Genomic DNA, 17,473 nt, shown 5'->3' with positions numbered 1-17,473 from the left:
CTTGGAACTGGAGAAGCGCCGTGAAGATCATTCATATCACCGATACACATTTCAGCCCGAGCAAGCCGCATTTCAACGGCAATTGGGCGCCGCTGGTCAGTTGGATCGAGGAAACCGGCGCTGATCTGATCGTCCATACCGGCGATCTCAGCGTCGATGGTGCCGACAAGGACGAAGATCTCTCCTTCTCCATGGATCTGATGCGCGAAGTTTCGATCCCGATGCTGATCGTGCCCGGCAACCACGACGTCGGGCACCTGCCTGGCTCGGCCCAGCCGGTCAATCCGGAACGTTTGGCGCGCTGGCGCAACATCGTCGGCCCCGACTATTGGGTGCAGGACATCGGCGAGTGGCGCATCATCGGCCTCAACAGCCTGCTGATGGGCTTTGAAGATGCCGAGGAGCAGGCGCAGTTCGACTGGCTGCAGAAGACCCTGGCAGAGCGCGGTGATCGCCGTGTCGCCATCTTCGCGCACAAGCCACTCTTCGTGGATGACGCCAACGAAGGCGACACCGGCTATTGGAGCGTGCGTCCGACAAAGCGCCGCCGGCTTTACGACCTGATCGCCGCCCATGACGTCGCGCTCTTTGGCAGTGGCCATCTTCACTGGACCTGGAAGGGCGAATTCGGCCAGACCTCGGTCGTCTGGGCGCCGCCGACAGCCTTCATCCTCGACAAGATGGAACGCGAGATGCCCGGCGAGCGTCTGGTCGGTGCCGCCATTCACCACCTCGGCGAGGACGTCACCACCGAACTGGTCGCAGTTGCCGGGATGACCGCCTATTTCCTTGATGATGTTGTCGAAGAAGTCTATCCGCAGGCGGCCCACAAGAAGCAGCCGGAGCGGGCGCAATGAGCGCGCTTTCGCTTCGCGGCATCACCAAGTCATTCTCCGGAAACGCCATTCTCAAGGGCGTCAGCCTCGACGTCGAGTCGGGTGAATTCATCGCGCTCGTCGGTCCGTCGGGCTGCGGCAAGAGCACGCTGCTGCGCATCCTTGCCGGTCTCGATCACGCCGATCAGGGGGAGATCGTCATCGGTGGCGAGGACATGTCGGCGATTGCCGCTGCCGATCGCAACATCGCCATGGTTTTCCAGTCCTACGCGCTTTACCCGCATTTGACGGCCGGCCAGAACATTGCCGTGCCGCTCGCCATGCGCCGCCTCTCGGGCACGCAGCGCCTGCCGTTCGTCGGCTCCTTCGTCCCCGGCCAGCGCACCACCCGCGCGGCGATTGCCCGCGACGTCAAGGAAATGGCGAAGTCGCTGAAGATCGACCATCTGCTCGATCGCAAGCCGGGCCAGATGTCCGGCGGCCAGCGCCAGCGCGTGGCGCTGGCCCGCGCCATGGTGCGCCAACCGAGCGTGTTCCTGATGGACGAGCCGCTTTCCAACCTCGACGCCAATCTGCGCGTGCATGCGCGCGGTGAAATCGTCGAACTGCATCGCCGCGCCGGCGTGCCGACCGTCTATGTGACCCACGATCAGGCAGAGGCGCTGTCGATGGCCGACCGTGTCGCGGTGATGATCGGCGGCAATCTGCTGCAGCTGGCCAGCCCGCAGGTCATCTACGACGATCCTGCCCATATCGAAGTCGCCCGTTTTGTCGGTCAGCCGCGCATCAACGTGGTGCCGGCACTGGCTGAAAACGGGCTGGTTTCCTTTGGTGGCATCCGGCTTGGCCTCCAGGCTTACATCGCTGGCCGCGCCGACGTCAGCCTCGCCATTCGCCCTGAGTTCGTCCGTCTGGCCAACGCGCCGCAGGACGGTCTTGCCGCCCATGTCGAGCGCATCGAGTTCCTGGGCTCGGAAGTCATCCTCTATTGCAAGCTCGATGCCATCGGCGAAATCATGATCGCCAAGCTGACGCCGGCGGAAGCAAGCGGCATCTCGGCTGGAATGCCCGTCACCCTCTCGTTGTCCCCGGGCAAAGCGATGGTGTTCGCCGAGGACGGCAACCGCCTGCAGGCGAGTCCGCTTACCGTCGATGCAACACTGGAGAGGGCGCATGGCTAGCATCGCCATCGACATTGCAGCTGCAGTTCGCAAGACCACCGCTGCCCATCAGCGCAACGAAGCCCGCACGGCTTGGCTGCTGGCGCTTCCCGCGATCGTGTTGATCGTGCTCTTCGTGCTGCTGCCCGTCGTTGCCGTGATTTTCCTCGGCTTCACCAATTTCGAGCTCGGCATGGGCAGGTTCCGCTTCGTCGGCTTCGAGAATTACGCGCATCTGATCAATGACCGCGCCTTCCGCAAGGCACTTTGGAACACCACCTGCTACACGGCGATCGTGGCACCCGTATCGATCCTGCTCGGCCTCGGTGTCGCCCTGCTGATAGAGGGCGAGACGACCGCGCGCAGTTTCTTCCGCACGGTCTACTTTCTGCCGGTCGCCTCGCTGATCGTCGCCATGGCAACCGTCTGGCAGTACCTGTTTCACCCGACCATCGGCCCGATCAACAGCCTGCTGGCGCTGGTGGGCATTCCCGGCCCCAACTGGCTCGCCGCCTCCGGCACCGTCCTCTACAGCCTGTCGATCATCGGCGTCTGGCAGTCGGTCGGCTTCAACATGGTGCTGTTCCTCGCCGGCCTGACCGCCATCCCGCGCGAACTCTATGCCGCGGCTGAGGTCGATGGTGCCCGCTCGTCATTCGATCGTTTCCGTCTGGTCACCTGGCCGATGCTTGGACCGACGACGCTGTTTGTCACCACGATCAGCATCATCAACTCGGTCAAGGTATTCGAGACCGTGCAGACATTGACCCAGGGCGGCCCGAACCATGCGTCCGAAGTGCTGCTCTTCAGCATCTATCAGGAAGGTTTCATCTATCTCCGCGTCGGTTACGCCTCGGCGATGACGGTGGTGTTCCTCGCGATCCTCGTGGTGCTCACCTTCCTCCAGTACAACGTCCTCGATCGCCGGGTGCATTACTCATGAGTACGAACATCATGACCGCCAACCGGTGGACGATCGGCCGTATCAGCCGCCTGACCCTTATGTCGTTCGGCGCATTGCTTTTCCTCGCGCCCTACATCTTCATGCTGTCGACGGCAGGCAAGGCGCAGAGCGAGATCTTCACCTCGGCCCTGACGCTGATCCCCGAGCATTTCTACTACGTCGCCAATTTCACCAAGGCGCTGTCGCGCGTGCCAATGGCAACGCTTCTGTGGAACGGCGTGCTGGTCTGCGGCCTGATCTTCTTCTTCCAGGTGCTGATCGCAATCCCCTGCGCCTATGCCATGGCAAAGCTGAAGTTTCGTGCGGCACGGCTGATGATGGTGCTTGTCATGCTCGGTTTGCTGGTGCCGATCCATGCCACCGCTCTGCCGCTCTACGTCGCCTTCAGCAGCCTGTCGCTGCTGAACAGCTACACAGCGCTGGTAGCACCGTTCTCGATCTCGGTCTTCGCGATCTTCATGTTCCTGCAGTTCTTCCGCGCCATGCCGGACGATCTGATCCACGCAGCCCGTCTCGACGGCATGTCCGAACTCGGTATCGTGGCCCGCGTCATCGTGCCCAACGCCTGGCCGGCCGTGACGGCCTTCTCGATCTTCTCGGTCGTCGCCCACTGGAACGATCTCTACTGGCCGCTCGTCGTCATCAGCAAGCAGGACTACGCCACGCCGCCACTCGGCCTGATGTATTTCCGCGCGGCAGAGGCTGGCGACGACTACGGCGCGCTGATGGCCGCCACCATGATCATTACCCTTCCCCTCGTCGCCGCTTTCCTGTTTGCGCAGAAGCGTTTCGTCGAGGGCATCACCATGACCGGTCTCAAAGGCTGACCGGTCGTATCAACAGGAGAACGAGCGATGAAACGTATCACCCGGCTTCTCGCCGCAGCGGCCATATCCATGGCAGTCACCGTGCCGGCCTATGCCGACACGACCCTGACGGTCCACTATCCTATGCCAGGCTTCTTCAAGGACGTGATGGACACGATCTCGAAGAAGTTCATGGAAGAAAACCCTGACATCAAGATCCAGTTCGCCAGCCCTTCGGCCACCTATGAGGAAGGCATCCAGACGATCCTTCGCCAGGTCGGCACGGCTGAAATGCCGGATCTGACCTTCATCGGCCTGAACCGCCTGCGCATGATCGACGAGCGCGACGTCGCCGTCGATCTTGGCCCGCTGATCAAGCAGGACGGCAACATGGCCGAGCAGGGCTTCTCGGACACGATCCTGAAGCTCGCACAGGTCAAGGGCAAGCAGATCGGCCTCGCTTTCGCGACCTCCAACCCGATCATGTACTACAACGCTGATCTGGTGAAGGCTGCCGGCGGCAACCCTGACGTTCCGCCGCAGACCTGGGACGAAGTCATCGCGCTCGGCGGCAAGATCAAGGCGCTCGGCAATGGTGTCGATGGTATCGATTTCCGTTGGCAGGGTGACGACTGGATGTTCTCGGCCCTGCTGTTCGGCGCTGGCGGCAAGATGCTCAGCGACGACGAAAGCAAAGTCACCTTCAACGGCCCTGAAGGCCAGAAGGCTGTCGAAGTTCTGTCGCGCATGGTCAAGGAAGGCGGCCTTCCCGTATTCACCAAGTCTGCGGGCGAGCAGGCGTTCGCAGCCGGCAAGGTCGGCTTCGAGTTCCAGACAACCGGGGCTCTGCGCAACACCATCAAGAATGTCGGCGGCAAGTTCGATCTGCGCACCGCGCAGATCCCGCTGCTCGACCCGGTCAACGGCAAGCTGCCGACCGGCGGCAACGCCATCGTCATCCTGACCAAGGATGCCGAAAAGCAGGAAGCCGCCTGGAAGTTCGCCAAGTTCGCAGCCGGCCCTTACGGCGCCTCGGTCGTCGTGCCGGGTACCGGCTATGTGCCGAACAACGAGCTGGCTGCCAAGTCGGCCGACTATCTCGGCGATTTCTATGAAAAGAACCCGCTTTTCAAGGCCGGTCTCAGCCAGATGTCGCGGATGATCCCGTGGTACGCTTTCCCCGGCGCGAACGGCGTTCGCGTCACCCAGACCATCGTCGACAATCTGTCGCGTGTGGTCGATCAGTCGGCCGAACCCAAGGAAGCCCTCGACGACGCCGCTTCCGACGTTTCGGGCATGCTGCCGCGCAGCTAAGCCAGAGTTCGGAATTTAACTTACGCCGCCGCATCCACCGATGCGGCGGCATTTCTCTTCGGTGTCACTGTTCAGATTGCGCACGGTGCCGCCTCTGCGCAGCGAATAGGCAAGTTCCAGATGCCGCTCAGGTGCCGCGTTCTCGGCAATGTCGAGAAGCAGGGAAGCGGCCGTCGTGCCCATGCTCGCATCCGGCATGTCGATCGTCGTCAAGGGCGGATCGACGAGCCTGCCGATGATGATGCCGTCGAAGCCGGCGACCGATATGTCGCGCGGAACCGAAATGCCTTCGCGCCGCAGGGCAGCAATGACCCCGAGTGCCAGGAGATCGTTCGAGCCAATGATCGCCGTTGGGCGCATTTCGCGCATCGCCGCGGCAATATCGATCTGGTCATAGTCGGAGACGAATGGGATTTGCATGGCGCCAAACGGCGTCTTTCCGGCGTCGCGAAGCGCCTGCAGGTACCCCCGATATCGACGCGAGGCCCGGTCTGAGGCGATGAAGCTGCCGGAGATGAACAGTATGCGTTCATGCCCCATCGACAGCAAAAACCGGGTGAGATCGCGTCCTGCCGCAAAATTATCGACGGTCACGGCGGCTGGAAACCGATCCGTCGGCAGATTGTGCAGCAGCACTGTCGGCGGCAGGTCGCCCTGCAGCGCCTGGCTGGTCATGCCGTCGCAGACCGTCAGGATCAGGCCGGTCGGCCGCTCGCTCATCAACCCGGAGATGGCGTCCGCCTCCTGATCCGGATCGTAATTGGATTGCGCGATCAGCACGCTATGCCCTGCATTCAGCATGCGGTTTTGAATGCCGGACAGGGAGGCGGCAAACACGGGGTTGGTGAGGCTCGGGACCAGCACACCGATCACCGGCCGACGCGCGCCCTTGTTGGCCACGCCTGGCGCGCGATAGCCGACCTCGCCTGCGGCCTTGCGCACCTTGCCGACCATGGCTGCGCTGACCGGGCCGCTGTGATTGAGAACGCGGCTTGCCGTCGCCAGCGAGCAACCGGCGCGTTCGGCAACTTGGCGCAATGTCGCCATGGCTTGGCTCTCTCGCTCTTTATGAAGAATAGTCCGTGCAGCCCTTACAGGGACATTGCGACCCGGCGCAATGGCTGGCCCTGCTCAGGCCTGCTGGATATCGGTCCTGATGGAATTCACTCGCCTTCATCGGGAATGTTCAGCAGATGTCCGCACGCCTTGCAGTGGACGGCATCGGCGTCATGTCGTTGCAATCCGCATTCCGGGCAGGCGAACCTGACTTTGTAGGGGCGGACCACCGCCTGGGCGAGGCGGACGAACAGCGAGATGCCGATGATCATCGTGACGATCGACGTCAGCTTCCCCGTCACGCCGGGCAGCGTGATATCGCCGAAGCCTGTCGTCGTGACGGTGGCGACGGTGAAATACAGCGCATCGACAAACCCTTCCCCGCCTCCCTGGTCATAGAAGAACGTGGTGTAGACGAAGCCGGTCACGATGAAGAGGAACACCAGCAGATTGACACAGGCGCGAACGATGTCGAGCAGATGGCCGCAACCGAGCCGTCTCAGACCCTCCTTCAGGAACGGGCTGTTGCCGATTGCCCAGATGCGCATGGCCCGCAGAAAGGTAAAATTGAACAGCAGGTCGGGAAACAGCAGGGTCGCCAGGATGAACAGATCGACCCAGCTCATCGGCCGCCGAAGGAAGGTCTTCAGATTTCCGGCGGTGATGGCCTGCGCAACCAGCTCGACGGTGACCCATGCGGCGATCAGGTAGTCGATGATGAGATAGGACGGGCCTGCCCGGAGATAGGGACCGAACAGGAAGAAGGCCAGGATCGCCAGATCGATGAATGCCAGCAGGCCCTGCAACTGCAGGGAACGGATGTCCTTCCCTCGTTGCAACCAGTTCAGTTGCTTTCTCAGATTTTTGAAGATATCCGCCGTTTGGCTTGAATCGGGATGGGTATTGCTCATCCGCAAGAACTATCAGCGACCGTCAGATTTTCAACCGCCGTGATGCGGCGTAACCGGTTTCAACGGCGATCCGTCTTGGTCATCTCAAATGCCGGAAAAGGCAAGGCTGGATGCAATCTGCCTAAAATCGCCCCGTGCTCAGCTTCTTTTTTCGGCACGTCTCAATGGGCATCTTTGAAATTCCAATGATTTCCAGTTGGCACGCAGGTTGCATGATAGTGAGCAGAGTTGGTGGCTAGGGTTCCGGCGCTTTGAGAGCGTGCTGGTCCGAGAGCTGCCACCGGTTGGGGGAGAAATCCCACCGGGTGCACGGCGGGACAAAAGCCCGGGAGACCTCGTAAGCCAAGGGATTGGCGGTGCGATGGTCTTTGCCAATCCCTTTTTCTATACGCAAAAGGGGAATTTCAATGCAGACTTTTTCGAAGATCATTTCAGTCGCAGCCCTCTCCACCGTTCTGGCCTTCGGGTTCGCGTCCGCTGGTCGGGCCGAGCAGAAGACAGACTTCAAGGTTGCCTGGTCGATCTATGTCGGCTGGATGCCTTGGGGCTATGCGGCAGACCACGGCATCGTCAAGAAATGGGCCGACAAATACGGCATCAAGATCGAGGTCACGCAGTTCAACGACTATGTCGAGTCGATGAACCAGTACACGGCCGGCGCCTTCGACGCGGTGACGCTGACCAACATGGATGGTCTGTCGATCCCGGCGGCGGGCGGCGTCGATACAACGGCTGTCATCGTCGGTGACTTTTCAAACGGCAACGACGCGGTCATCCTGAAGGACAAGACAAGCCTTGCCGACATCAAGGGACAGAACGTCAACCTCGTCGAATACTCCGTCTCGCACTATCTGCTGGCCCGCGCGCTCGAAAGCATCAAGCTGACGGAGCGCGACGTGAAGGTGGTCAACACCTCGGATGCCGATATGGTTGCCGCCTACAAGACCGCCGATGTGACGGCCGTCGTCACCTGGAACCCGCTGGTATCGAGTATTCTCGAAGACCCGACTGCCAAGAAGGTGTTCGACAGCTCGCAGGTGCCCGGCGAGATCATCGATCTGATGGCCGCCAATACAGGGGTCCTCAAGGACAACCCGAACTTCGGAAAGGCGCTTGCCGGCATCTGGTACGAGACGGCAGCCTTGATGACTGCCGATAGCACCGAGGGCAAGGCTGCGCGCGAGGCGATGGGCTCTGCCTCGGGCACCGATCTCAAGGGCTTCGAGTCGCAGATGGCTGCCACCAAGCTGTTCGACAAGCCGGCTGATGCGGTTGCGTTCACAGCCTCGCCAAGCCTGCCGAAGACCATGGATCTGGTGCGCAACTTCCTGTTCGAAAAGGGCCTGCTCGGCAACGGCGCACCGTCTGCCGATGTCATCGGCATCGAAATGCCGGACGGCAAGGTTTTGGGCGACAGCGGCAACGTCAAGCTTCGCTTTACGGAAACGTACATGAAGGCAGCGGCCGACGGGTCGCTTTAAGCGATCCCTCGACCGGCGCGGATCTCCGCGCCGGATTGTCGTCCCATGTGAACGGAGCATCTTCATGCGCTGGATAAACACGAGGCCAAGCAAAGGGGCGCAGCTCGCCCTGATGCTGCTGCCGTTCGTGCTGCTGGTGATCGCCTATGCCTTTGGCTCGGCGGCGCGGCTGGCAGACAACGCCAATGACAAACTGCTGCCGACACTTTCGGCGCTGACTGACGCGATCAACCGCATGGCCTTCATCGCCGATGCGAGGACAGGCCAGTATCTGCTGTGGTCGGATACGTCGGCCAGCCTGATCCGGCTACTGGCAGGTCTCGGCATCTCGACGGCCATCGCGCTGATCGTCGGCATGCTGATCGGCATGCTTCCCTATCTCAGGGCGCTGCTGGCGCCCTTCGTTGCTGCGGTCTCGATGGTGCCGCCATTGGCACTGTTGCCGATCCTGTTCATCGCCATGGGGCTTGGCGAGACCTCGAAGATCACGCTGATCGCCATCGGCGTTGCGCCGACGATGATCCGCGATCTGGCGCTCAAGGCGCTTGAACTGCCGCGCGAGCAGATCGTCAAGGCGGAAACGCTGGGTGGCTCCTCCTGGCAGATCGCCTTGCGCGTCGTGCTGCCGCAGGTTCTGCCGCGCTTGATCACCTGCCTCAGATTGCAGCTCGGTCCGGCCTGGCTGTTCCTGATCGCGGCAGAAGCGATCTCATCGGATTCCGGCCTCGGCTATCGCATCTTCCTGGTTCGCCGTTATCTGTCGATGGACATCATCTTTCCCTATGTCGTCTGGATCACGCTGCTGGCCGTGGCGATGAACTATGTCCTCGATCGCATCTCCGCCGCCGTCTTCCCCTGGTCTGTGCTGGAGAAACAGGCATGAGCGAGCTCAGGATCGAAAAAGTCTGGAAGGAATATGGCGACCAGATCGTGCTGGAGGACGTGTCGCTGACCGTCGCTTCACGCGCCTTCGTTGCCCTGGTCGGGCCATCCGGCTGCGGCAAGACCACGTTTCTGCGCATGCTGCTCGGGCAGGAGCAGCCGACGCGGGGAGCGATCCTGCTCGACGGCGTGCAACTGCCGCCCGAGCCGGGGCCGGACCGTGGCGTGGTCTTTCAGCGCTATTCGGTGTTTCCGCATCTGACGGTGCTCGGCAATGTGCTGCTGGGCAAGGAGTTCACCGCCGCCCGGTATCAGGCCAAGCTCTTCGGTGCGGCCCGTCGCGAGGCGATGGAGGAGGCTCGGTATCTGATTGCCCAGGTGGGGTTGGCCGGTGCCGAAAGCAAATACCCATCGCAGCTTTCAGGCGGCATGCAACAGCGTCTGGCGCTGGCCCAGGCGCTGATCATGAAGCCCAAGGTGCTGTTGCTCGACGAGCCGTTCGGCGCGCTCGACCCCGGCATCCGTGCCGAGATCCACACGCTGATGAAGCGGCTCTGGAACGAGACGCAGATGACCGTTGTGATGGTCACCCACGACATGCGCGAGGCCTTCACGCTTGCAAGCCGCGTCATCGCCTTCGAGCGTCGCCGCGATCGGCCGGAGGAGAAGATCCGCTACGGCGCGACGATTACCAGCGACATTACGATCTGGCCGCCGCGCCTTGCGGGCGAGCCATCCATTTTCAGCCCTGACCGGGACGGCCCGGTCGTATTTCCGGGGCAACGTCAGGACGACCTGACCCTATCTGGAGATAAGGCATGATGCATGTGAACCGCTCTGCGGAAGAAATAGCAGCCAACCGCGCCCGCTACGAGGAACACCAGAAGAAGGGGCTGGAATTTGCGCCCAAGGCATTGCCGGAGCGCAGCCCGCTGCCGGCACCGGCGATCGCTGATGGCGCCGTGATCCATCAGGAGGTCATCCCCGGCGGATGGTATTGGTCGACGCTGCTGAAGCGCGGCGAGGCGATCCGTGTCGATCAGGGCGAGGGTGGCTCGACGATCGCGCTCGTCGCCTGGAACGCCGCAGATACCAGCGAGCGGTTGAACCTTGTCGATACCGCCAAGGTGCAGTGGACGACGGCGCTCGGCAAGGGTCGGGTGCTGTTTTCCGACATGGGCCGGGTCATGTTTTCGCTGGTCGAGGACAGCTCCGGTGCCCACGATTGCCTCATGGGCGGCTCGACAGCTGCGACCAATGCCGAGAAGTATCCCGGTGAAAAGACGCGCAACACGCGCGACAACCTTGTTCTGCTGGCCGGCAAGCTCGGCCTGGAGCGTCGCGACATCCCGGGGATGATCAACCTCTTTGCACCCGTCAGTATCGATGAGGCCGGTGGTTTTACTTGGCGCGCCAAGCGCTCCAACAGCGGTGACTATGCAGAGCTGCGTGCCGAAATGGACATGCTGGTCGGCTTTTCCAATTGCCCGCATCCGCTCGATCCCGGCCCGGTCTATGCACCGCAGCCGGTGACGATCACCCGCTTTCACGCAGCTGTTCCGGCGCCTGCCGATCTCGCGCGCACGGCGACTGCCGAAGCCGTCAGAGGCTTCGAAAACAACGCAATGGCATCGGCGTAAGGAGGGCGATCATGAGAAATTTCATCCAGACATCCGACGCCCGCACGCTCGACAACGCCGTGCAGGATCACTTTATCCCGGCTGAAGCACCATGGTCCGGGATCGTCAGGAAGGGCCAGACGATCCGCATCGAGGACAGCTATGGCCAGCAGGCGATCGACACGCTGTTCTATCGTGCCGACGACTTTTCCGAGCGTTATTCCAACCAGGACACGATGCGGGCGCAGGGTGCCGCCTATGTCGGTGTTGGTACCCGGGTCATCTCAAGCGAGGGCAATGTCATGCTGCGCATGACGGCCGATAGCTGCGGCCGCCACGATACCTCTGCCGGCGCCTGCTCCTGCGAAAGCAACACGGTGCGTTTCGGCCATGCGACGAAATACCTGCACGCCTGCCGCGACAATTTCCTGCTTGAGGTGAGCAAGCACGGGATGAGCAAGCGCGACATCGTGCCGAACATCAACTTCTTCATGAACGTTCCGATCAAGCCGAACGGCGAGATGACGATTGTCGATGGCATTTCCGCGCCCGGCGATTACGTCGAGATGGTCGCGGACATGGATGTGCTCTGCGTCATCTCCAATTGCCCGCAGATCAACAACCCTTGCAACGGTTTCGATCCGACGCCGATCAGGGTTCTGATCTGGAACGCCGAGGGCTGATCGATGTTCAAGAAAATCCTGATTGCGAACCGGGGCGAAATCGCCGTCCGGGTGATCCGCACATTGCGGAACATGGGCATCGCGTCGGTTGCCGTCTATTCCGACGCCGACCGCTTCGCCATGCCGGCGCTGATGGCGGACGAGGCCGTGCGCCTTGGCCCGGCGCCGGCGACCGAGAGCTACCTCGATGTCGATGCGGTGATTGCCGCCTGCAGGGCAACGGGCGCGGACGCGGTGCATCCTGGCTACGGCTTCCTGTCGGAGAATATCGGCTTTGCCGAGCGCCTGGCCGCAGAGGGCATAGCCTTCATCGGCCCGCGGCCTGAGCATCTTTCGGTGTTTGGCCTAAAACACACAGCGCGAGAGCTGGCGCAGAAAAGTGGTGTTCCGCTGTTGCCCGGCAGCGGGTTGCTGCAGTCCGCCGAGGATGCGCTGTCGGCTGCCGATAGCGTTGGATATCCGGTGATGCTGAAGAGCACGGCCGGCGGCGGCGGGATCGGCATGCAGCTCTGCGCCGATGCGGAGAGCCTGAGGGCCTCGTTCGAAACTGTCCAGCGCACGGCAACCGCAAGCTTCGGCGATGCGCGCGTCTACATCGAGCGTTTTGTCGCCGATGCCCGACATGTCGAGGTGCAGATCTTCGGCGATGGCAAGGGCAGGGTGGTCGCACTCGGCGAGCGGGATTGCTCGTTGCAGCGGCGAAATCAGAAGGTGTTGGAGGAAACGCCTGCGCCGGGTTTGAGCGATGTTGTTCGCGCCCGGCTGCATCGCGCCGCCACCGAACTCGGTGCCTCGATATCCTATGCGTCAGCGGGAACCGTCGAGTTCATCTACGATCCGAAGCGCGAGGAGTTCTACTTCCTCGAGGTCAACACCCGTTTGCAGGTCGAACATCCGGTGACGGAAGCGGTCTATGGCATCGATCTCGTCGAGTGGATGATCCGCCAGGCCGCGGGCGAGGACGTGCTGTCAGGCGCCGAAGACCGAAAGCCGCAGGGCGCGTCCATCGAGGTGCGTGTCTATGCCGAGATGCCGCATGCCGATTTCCGCCCGAGCGCCGGCCTGCTCACGCAGGTGCAGTTTCCGGCCAATGCGCGCGTCGATAGCTGGATCGAAACCGGCACGGAGGTCAGTCCCTTCTACGATCCGATGCTGGCAAAGATCATCGTGGCCGCCAATGATCGGCCAGCCGCGATCGAGAAGCTGAACGCCGCTTTGGCGGAGACGTCGATCTACGGCATCGAGACCAACCTCGACTATCTCCGCGTCATCGCGCAATCCGAGCTGCTTTGTAGCGGCAATGTTTCGACCACTGCCCTTCGCACGTTGGAATTCGTCCCCAATGTCGTGGAGGTTCTGTCTCCGGGCGCGCAATCCAGCATACAGGAACTGCCGGGCCGTCTGGGGCTATGGCATGTCGGCGTTCCGCCGAGCGGGCCGATGGATGAGCGGTCGTTCCGCCATGCCAATAGGCTGGTTGGAAATGACGAGACGACCGCGGCACTGGAACTGACGGTATCCGGGCCGACGCTCAAATTCTTCCGCGACGCCACGGTCTCTCTCGTTGGCGCCAGAATGCCGATGATGCTTGACGGCGTTGCGGTGGAACATGGTCAGGCCGTCTCGGTTCCCGCTGGCGCGCTGCTGTCGATCGGCAGCATCTCCGGCCCGGGGCAGCGGGCTTATCTGGCCGTCGCTGGAGGCCTGGACGCGCCTGTCGTGTTGGGATCACGCGCAACATTCGGTCTCGGTCAGTTCGGTGGCAATGCCACCGGCACGTTGAAGACCGGACACGTCCTGCATCTGGCGCGCAAGGCGCAATCAACGCCGATTGCACCCGCTTCCAAGGCGCCGGACCTGACGAACGACTGGGAAATCGGCGTCGTCTACGGCCCGCATGGCGCACCTGATTTCTTCCAGGATGGAGACATCGAACAGCTGTTCTCCGCATCCTACGAGGTGCATTTCAACAGCGCCCGCACAGGGGTTCGCCTGATCGGGCCGACACCGAAATGGGCGCGCGTCGATGGCGGGGAGGCGGGGCTCCATCCGTCCAACCTGCACGACAACGCCTATGCGATCGGCGCCATCGATTTCACCGGTGACATGCCGATCATCCTTGGGCCCGATGGTCCAAGTTTAGGCGGCTTCGTCTGCCCTGCGGTCATCGCCCGCGATGAGCAATGGAAGATGGGTCAGTTGAAGCCCGGCGATCGCGTATGCTTCCGGCCGGTCGCGAGACCGGATGACCCGATTGCGACCCCGGCAGTGCATCGACCGCGGGAGGATGTTGGCTCACCGATCGTCGGCGCCAGCGATGACGGCCCGGTCTCCGTGCTGTACAGACGACAGGGCGACGACAACCTGCTAGTCGAATACGGGCCGATGACGCTCGACATCGCCCTCCGCTTGCGCGTCCATTTGCTGATGCAGGCGGTCACCGATGCCCATCTCCCCGGTATCATCGATCTGACACCGGGTATCCGCTCGCTGCAGATCCACTATGATGGAACGACGCTGACGCGAAAGCGTCTGCTTGGTCTGTTAACAGAAATCGAGCGGACATTGCCAGCCGCCCAGGATGTCAAGGTGCCAAGCCGCATCGTCCATCTGCCGCTCTCCTGGAACGATCCGGATGCCGAACTGGCGATGCGGAAGTATCAGGAACTGGTTCGCCCGAATGCGCCATGGTGCCCCTCCAACATCGAGTTCATTCGCCGCATCAACGGTCTTGCGGATGAACAGGCGGTGCGCGATGTCGTGTTCGACGCCAACTATCTCGTACTCGGGCTTGGCGACGTCTATCTCGGAGCGCCTGTGGCCACGCCGATCGATCCCCGGCACCGGCTGGTGACGACCAAGTACAATCCGGCGCGGACATGGACGCCTGAAAATGCTGTCGGCATCGGCGGTGCCTATATGTGCATCTACGGCATGGAAGGTCCGGGTGGCTATCAGCTTTTCGGCCGCACCATCCAGGTGTGGAACACCTGGCGGCAGACGCCGGTCTTTGCCAAGGGAAAGCCCTGGCTGCTGAACTTCTTCGACCAGATCAAGTTCTTCCCTGTTGATCACAAGGAACTCACGGAAGCGCGCAGTGCCTTTCCGCATGGTGGGTATCCGATCAAGATCGAAGAGACGGAGTTTTCCTACGCAGCCTACGAAAAAGAGCTGCAGGCGAACGCCGCCGCCATCGGCAGTTTCAAGGCCGGCCAGCAGGCAGCGTTCAACGCCGAGCGTTTTCGCTGGAAGGAAGCAGGGCTCGATAGCTTCGTGACCGACGAAGGAACTCTCGAGAACATGGATGGCGACATCCCTGCCGGTTGCTTCGGGGTTGCCAGCGCTGTTCCTGGCAATATTTGGAAGATGCTGGTCGAACCCGGCACCCCGGTTGCTGCCGGCGACACGCTTGCCATCATCGAATCCATGAAAATGGAAATCAACGTCACGGCGCATGCTGCAGGTCGCGTGCGGGAGCTGCGCGCCGGGCCGGGCCGAAACATCAAGGCCGGTGACATCATCGTTGTGCTGGAGGAAATCTGACATGCTGCCAATCATTCTTGATATCGTAACGTTGCGCGCCGCCTATGCCTCCGGACTGACCCCATTGGAGGTGGTCGAGGAAGTGATTGTAAGACGCGCTGCCTCAGCCGACCCCGCGATCTTCATCACCCAGGTCTCAGACGACATGCTGCGCGAGGCGGCCAGAGCGCTGATGGCGCGCGCGCCTGAGGCGAACAGCCTGCCGCTATGGGGCATTCCGTTTGCAGCCAAGGACAATATCGATGCAGCAGGCCTGTCGACCACCGCGGCATGCCCGGCCTATGCGTATCAACCGGCAGCGGATGCCACCGTCATCGCCCGGCTGCTCGCGGCCGGCGCAATCCTGATCGGCAAGACCAATCTCGATCAGTTTGCCACCGGCCTGAATGGCACGCGCTCTCCTTATGGCGCGCCACGGTCGGTCTTCGACGCAGACTATGTCTCCGGCGGCTCCAGCTCGGGATCTGCCGTGGCTGTCGCCTCCGGCCTGGCAGCCTTCAGCCTGGGTACGGATACGGCCGGTTCAGGTCGCGTGCCGGCGGCATTCAACAATCTGGTCGGTATCAAGCCGACGCCCGGCCTGGTGCCCAATACGGGTGTCATACCGGCCTGCCGGAGCCTGGATTGCGTCACGGTCTTTTCGGCAACGGTCGGCGACGGCGTCGCCGTTCGCAAGGTTCTGCAGGGACTTGACCGCAGCGATGCGTTTTCCCGCAGCGCGGGGCAGGTGGCGCTTCCGATCGACCGGTTACGCATCGGCGTGCTCGGGGAAGCGGAGCGCGAATTCTACGGGGATCACGAGGTCGAGCAGCTTTACGATCAGGCGATCGAGCGGGCGAAGATGCTGGGTTGGGAGATTGTCACCTTCGACTACGCGCCGTTCCGGCAGGCTGCGGAGTTGCTTTATAACGGCCCGTGGGTGGCTGAAAGGCTTGCCGCCGTCGAAGCGTTTCTCGGCACCAATGCCGGTGATTTCGACCCGACGGTGCGGCTGATCATCGAGGGAGCTCAGGGCAAGACGGCCGTGGAAGCCTTCAAAGGGCAATATCGTCTGGCGGAACTGAAGCAGGCGACCGAAGACGAGTGGGCGAAGGTTGATATCCTTCTGCTGCCGACATCGCCGACAACCTATAAGGTCGAGGATATGCGGGCAAACCCGGTCGAACTGAACGGCCGTTTCGGGCGCTACACCAACTTCGTCAACCTCCTCGATTGCGCTGCTGTCGCCATCCCCGCAGGCTTTGATCGTGCAGGTCATCTGCCCGGCGGTGTCACTGTCGTCGGCCGCGCGTTTACCGATGATGCATTGGCCATCGTTGCCGATGCGCTCCATCGCTCGGCACGCTGCGGGATGGGTCCCGACAAGTCTGCAGTGCTACCGGCGACCATAGCCATCGACGCGCCTGATGAAGGCCAGATCCCGATTGTTGTGGTTGGCGCGAATCTATCGGGCATGCCGCTCAATCACGAACTGACAACGCTGGGTGGACGGCGGGTGAAGGCCTGCCGGACGATGGCAGATTATAGGCTCTTTGCGCTGCGTGGCACGGTCCCGCCGAAACCCGGTCTTATCCGCGAGCCGGGGTTTGCAGGCCCCGGCCTGGAGGTGGAGGTCTGGACTTTGCCAGCAGAGGGGTTTGGTCGCTTTGTCCAAAAGATCCCGGCACCGCTTGGCATCGGCAAGATTGCGCTGGATGACGGAACCGGCATCTCGGGCTTCCTTTGTGAGGCCCACGCGGTTGCGGATGCAGCAGAAGTGACCGCGCACGGTGGCTGGCGGGCTTATGTGGCATCGCTCAAGGCTGCCGAGCTAAAGAACTGATTGCGCCGGTTTTATCGATCGCCACCATCGTCGCCTTGCTGCATCTGCCGCAGCGATATGGGCGGTAAGCCGCAAGCGGTATCGGGCGCAGGATCCCCCAATTTACGTCCTGCGCGGTACCGCTTCGGCCAGCCTGCTCGCCGCGGGCGATCTATGACCTGAGAGAACAAATGTCGGTTTCGGGCATCCCCGAGAGGCTGCTGCCCTCGTCATTGTCTGGGTTGTTAAAATCGCCCGGCCTATTTTCTACAAGTAATTACAGGTGAATTTCTGCAGTAAATCCCCTGCCTTCATTGTCTTTGTGACAATATAGCGACTAGAAATCGAAAATTTCTCACGTCTTTGTGTTGCGCTACAATACAACGTTCTAATTCCATGAGTTATTAATGTTCTCTC

14 protein-coding genes and 1 riboswitch are annotated in these 17,473 nt (G+C 61.7%); of the genes, 12 read left to right on the top strand and 2 right to left on the bottom strand.

Translation table 11 applies throughout. The features are described from left to right. The first annotated feature begins 20 nt into the window (after nucleotides 1-20). Genes GVL52_RS15330 through GVL52_RS15310 form a run of 5 tightly spaced genes read left to right on the top strand, consistent with a single transcriptional unit; the run spans nucleotide 21 to nucleotide 5,080 of the window. Nucleotides 21-857, top strand: a complete 837-nt coding sequence (locus GVL52_RS15330; protein WP_160008576.1) for a metallophosphoesterase — start codon at nucleotides 21-23, stop codon at nucleotides 855-857. Then, nucleotides 854-2,017, top strand: a complete 1,164-nt coding sequence (locus GVL52_RS15325) for an ABC transporter ATP-binding protein (protein ID WP_160008574.1) — start codon at nucleotides 854-856, stop codon at nucleotides 2,015-2,017. Before GVL52_RS15330 ends, GVL52_RS15325 begins: the two co-directional genes overlap by 4 nt. Next, nucleotides 2,010-2,939: a carbohydrate ABC transporter permease gene (locus tag GVL52_RS15320; RefSeq protein WP_160008572.1), complete on the top strand. Its 930-nt coding sequence runs from the start codon at nucleotides 2,010-2,012 to the stop codon at nucleotides 2,937-2,939. Before GVL52_RS15325 ends, GVL52_RS15320 begins: the two co-directional genes overlap by 8 nt. Before the next feature lie 11 nt (nucleotides 2,940-2,950). Next, nucleotides 2,951-3,787, top strand: coding sequence for a carbohydrate ABC transporter permease (locus tag GVL52_RS15315; RefSeq protein WP_160008925.1), 837 nt, complete (start codon nucleotides 2,951-2,953; stop codon nucleotides 3,785-3,787). Nucleotides 3,788-3,814: 27 nt separating this feature from the next. After that, complete coding sequence (locus GVL52_RS15310; protein ID WP_160008570.1) at nucleotides 3,815-5,080, top strand: ABC transporter substrate-binding protein; 1,266 nt, start codon at nucleotides 3,815-3,817, stop codon at nucleotides 5,078-5,080. A gap of 15 nt (nucleotides 5,081-5,095) precedes the next feature. On the opposite strand, the gene GVL52_RS15305 is transcribed toward GVL52_RS15310, so the two are convergent. Further along, entirely contained in the window at nucleotides 5,096-6,127 is a 1,032-nt protein-coding gene (locus GVL52_RS15305) for a substrate-binding domain-containing protein (protein WP_160008568.1), read from the bottom strand. Between the two features lie 116 nt (nucleotides 6,128-6,243). Beyond that, nucleotides 6,244-7,047 (bottom strand): potassium channel family protein, encoded by an 804-nt coding sequence (locus GVL52_RS15300; protein WP_160008566.1) that lies wholly within the window; start codon nucleotides 7,045-7,047, stop codon nucleotides 6,244-6,246. 224 nt (nucleotides 7,048-7,271) lie between these two features. Next, nucleotides 7,272-7,381, top strand: a riboswitch (guanidine-I (ykkC/yxkD leader). Nucleotides 7,382-7,454: 73 nt separating this feature from the next. Between GVL52_RS15300 and GVL52_RS15295 the strand changes: the two genes are divergently transcribed. The 7 genes from GVL52_RS15295 (at nucleotide 7,455) to atzF (ending at nucleotide 17,077) form a co-directional block, all read left to right on the top strand. Next, entirely contained in the window at nucleotides 7,455-8,528 is a 1,074-nt protein-coding gene (locus tag GVL52_RS15295; protein ID WP_160008564.1) for a putative urea ABC transporter substrate-binding protein, read from the top strand. 64 nt (nucleotides 8,529-8,592) lie between these two features. Then, nucleotides 8,593-9,411 (top strand): ABC transporter permease, encoded by an 819-nt coding sequence (locus GVL52_RS15290; protein WP_160008562.1) that lies wholly within the window; start codon nucleotides 8,593-8,595, stop codon nucleotides 9,409-9,411. Next, a complete protein-coding gene (locus GVL52_RS15285; protein WP_160008560.1) occupies nucleotides 9,408-10,232 on the top strand; it encodes an ABC transporter ATP-binding protein in 825 nt (274 codons plus the stop codon). Before GVL52_RS15290 ends, GVL52_RS15285 begins: the two co-directional genes overlap by 4 nt. Next, entirely contained in the window at nucleotides 10,229-11,050 is an 822-nt protein-coding gene (locus GVL52_RS15280; RefSeq protein ID WP_160008558.1) for an urea amidolyase associated protein UAAP1, read from the top strand. Before GVL52_RS15285 ends, GVL52_RS15280 begins: the two co-directional genes overlap by 4 nt. Nucleotides 11,051-11,061: 11 nt before the next feature. Further along, complete coding sequence (locus tag GVL52_RS15275; protein ID WP_160008556.1) at nucleotides 11,062-11,712, top strand: urea amidolyase associated protein UAAP2; 651 nt, start codon at nucleotides 11,062-11,064, stop codon at nucleotides 11,710-11,712. Nucleotides 11,713-11,715: 3 nt separating this feature from the next. Continuing rightward, a complete protein-coding gene (uca, locus tag GVL52_RS15270; protein ID WP_160008554.1) occupies nucleotides 11,716-15,255 on the top strand; it encodes an urea carboxylase in 3,540 nt (1,179 codons plus the stop codon). Between the two features lies 1 nt (nucleotide 15,256). Then, a complete protein-coding gene (gene atzF / locus GVL52_RS15265) occupies nucleotides 15,257-17,077 on the top strand; it encodes an allophanate hydrolase (RefSeq protein WP_160008552.1) in 1,821 nt (606 codons plus the stop codon). Nucleotides 17,078-17,473 lie beyond the last annotated feature (396 nt).

Source organism: Rhizobium sp. 18055 (assembly GCF_902706285.1).
In the GTDB taxonomy this organism is placed as follows: Bacteria; Pseudomonadota; Alphaproteobacteria; order Rhizobiales; family Rhizobiaceae; genus Rhizobium.
Note: the sequence above shows the minus strand (reverse complement) of the source record. Positions and strands in the feature narration are given on the sequence as shown.

Bases quoted from the DNA above. Each gene is read 5' to 3' on its own strand.
- GVL52_RS15325 (WP_160008574.1), top strand. From the start codon at position 854: ATGAGCGCGCTTTCGCTTCGCGGCATCACCAAGTCATTCTCCGGAAAC.
- GVL52_RS15320 (WP_160008572.1), top strand. From the start codon at position 2,010: ATGGCTAGCATCGCCATCGACATTGCAGCTGCAGTTCGCAAGACCACC.
- GVL52_RS15315 (WP_160008925.1), top strand. From the start codon at position 2,951: ATGACCGCCAACCGGTGGACGATCGGCCGTATCAGCCGCCTGACCCTT.
- GVL52_RS15310 (WP_160008570.1), top strand. From the start codon at position 3,815: ATGAAACGTATCACCCGGCTTCTCGCCGCAGCGGCCATATCCATGGCA.
- GVL52_RS15305 (WP_160008568.1), bottom strand. From the start codon at position 6,127: ATGGCGACATTGCGCCAAGTTGCCGAACGCGCCGGTTGCTCGCTGGCG.
- GVL52_RS15300 (WP_160008566.1), bottom strand. From the start codon at position 7,047: ATGAGCAATACCCATCCCGATTCAAGCCAAACGGCGGATATCTTCAAA.
- GVL52_RS15295 (WP_160008564.1), top strand. From the start codon at position 7,455: ATGCAGACTTTTTCGAAGATCATTTCAGTCGCAGCCCTCTCCACCGTT.
- GVL52_RS15290 (WP_160008562.1), top strand. From the start codon at position 8,593: ATGCGCTGGATAAACACGAGGCCAAGCAAAGGGGCGCAGCTCGCCCTG.
- GVL52_RS15285 (WP_160008560.1), top strand. From the start codon at position 9,408: ATGAGCGAGCTCAGGATCGAAAAAGTCTGGAAGGAATATGGCGACCAG.
- GVL52_RS15280 (WP_160008558.1), top strand. From the start codon at position 10,229: ATGATGCATGTGAACCGCTCTGCGGAAGAAATAGCAGCCAACCGCGCC.
- GVL52_RS15275 (WP_160008556.1), top strand. From the start codon at position 11,062: ATGAGAAATTTCATCCAGACATCCGACGCCCGCACGCTCGACAACGCC.
- uca (WP_160008554.1), top strand. From the start codon at position 11,716: ATGTTCAAGAAAATCCTGATTGCGAACCGGGGCGAAATCGCCGTCCGG.
- atzF (WP_160008552.1), top strand. From the start codon at position 15,257: ATGCTGCCAATCATTCTTGATATCGTAACGTTGCGCGCCGCCTATGCC.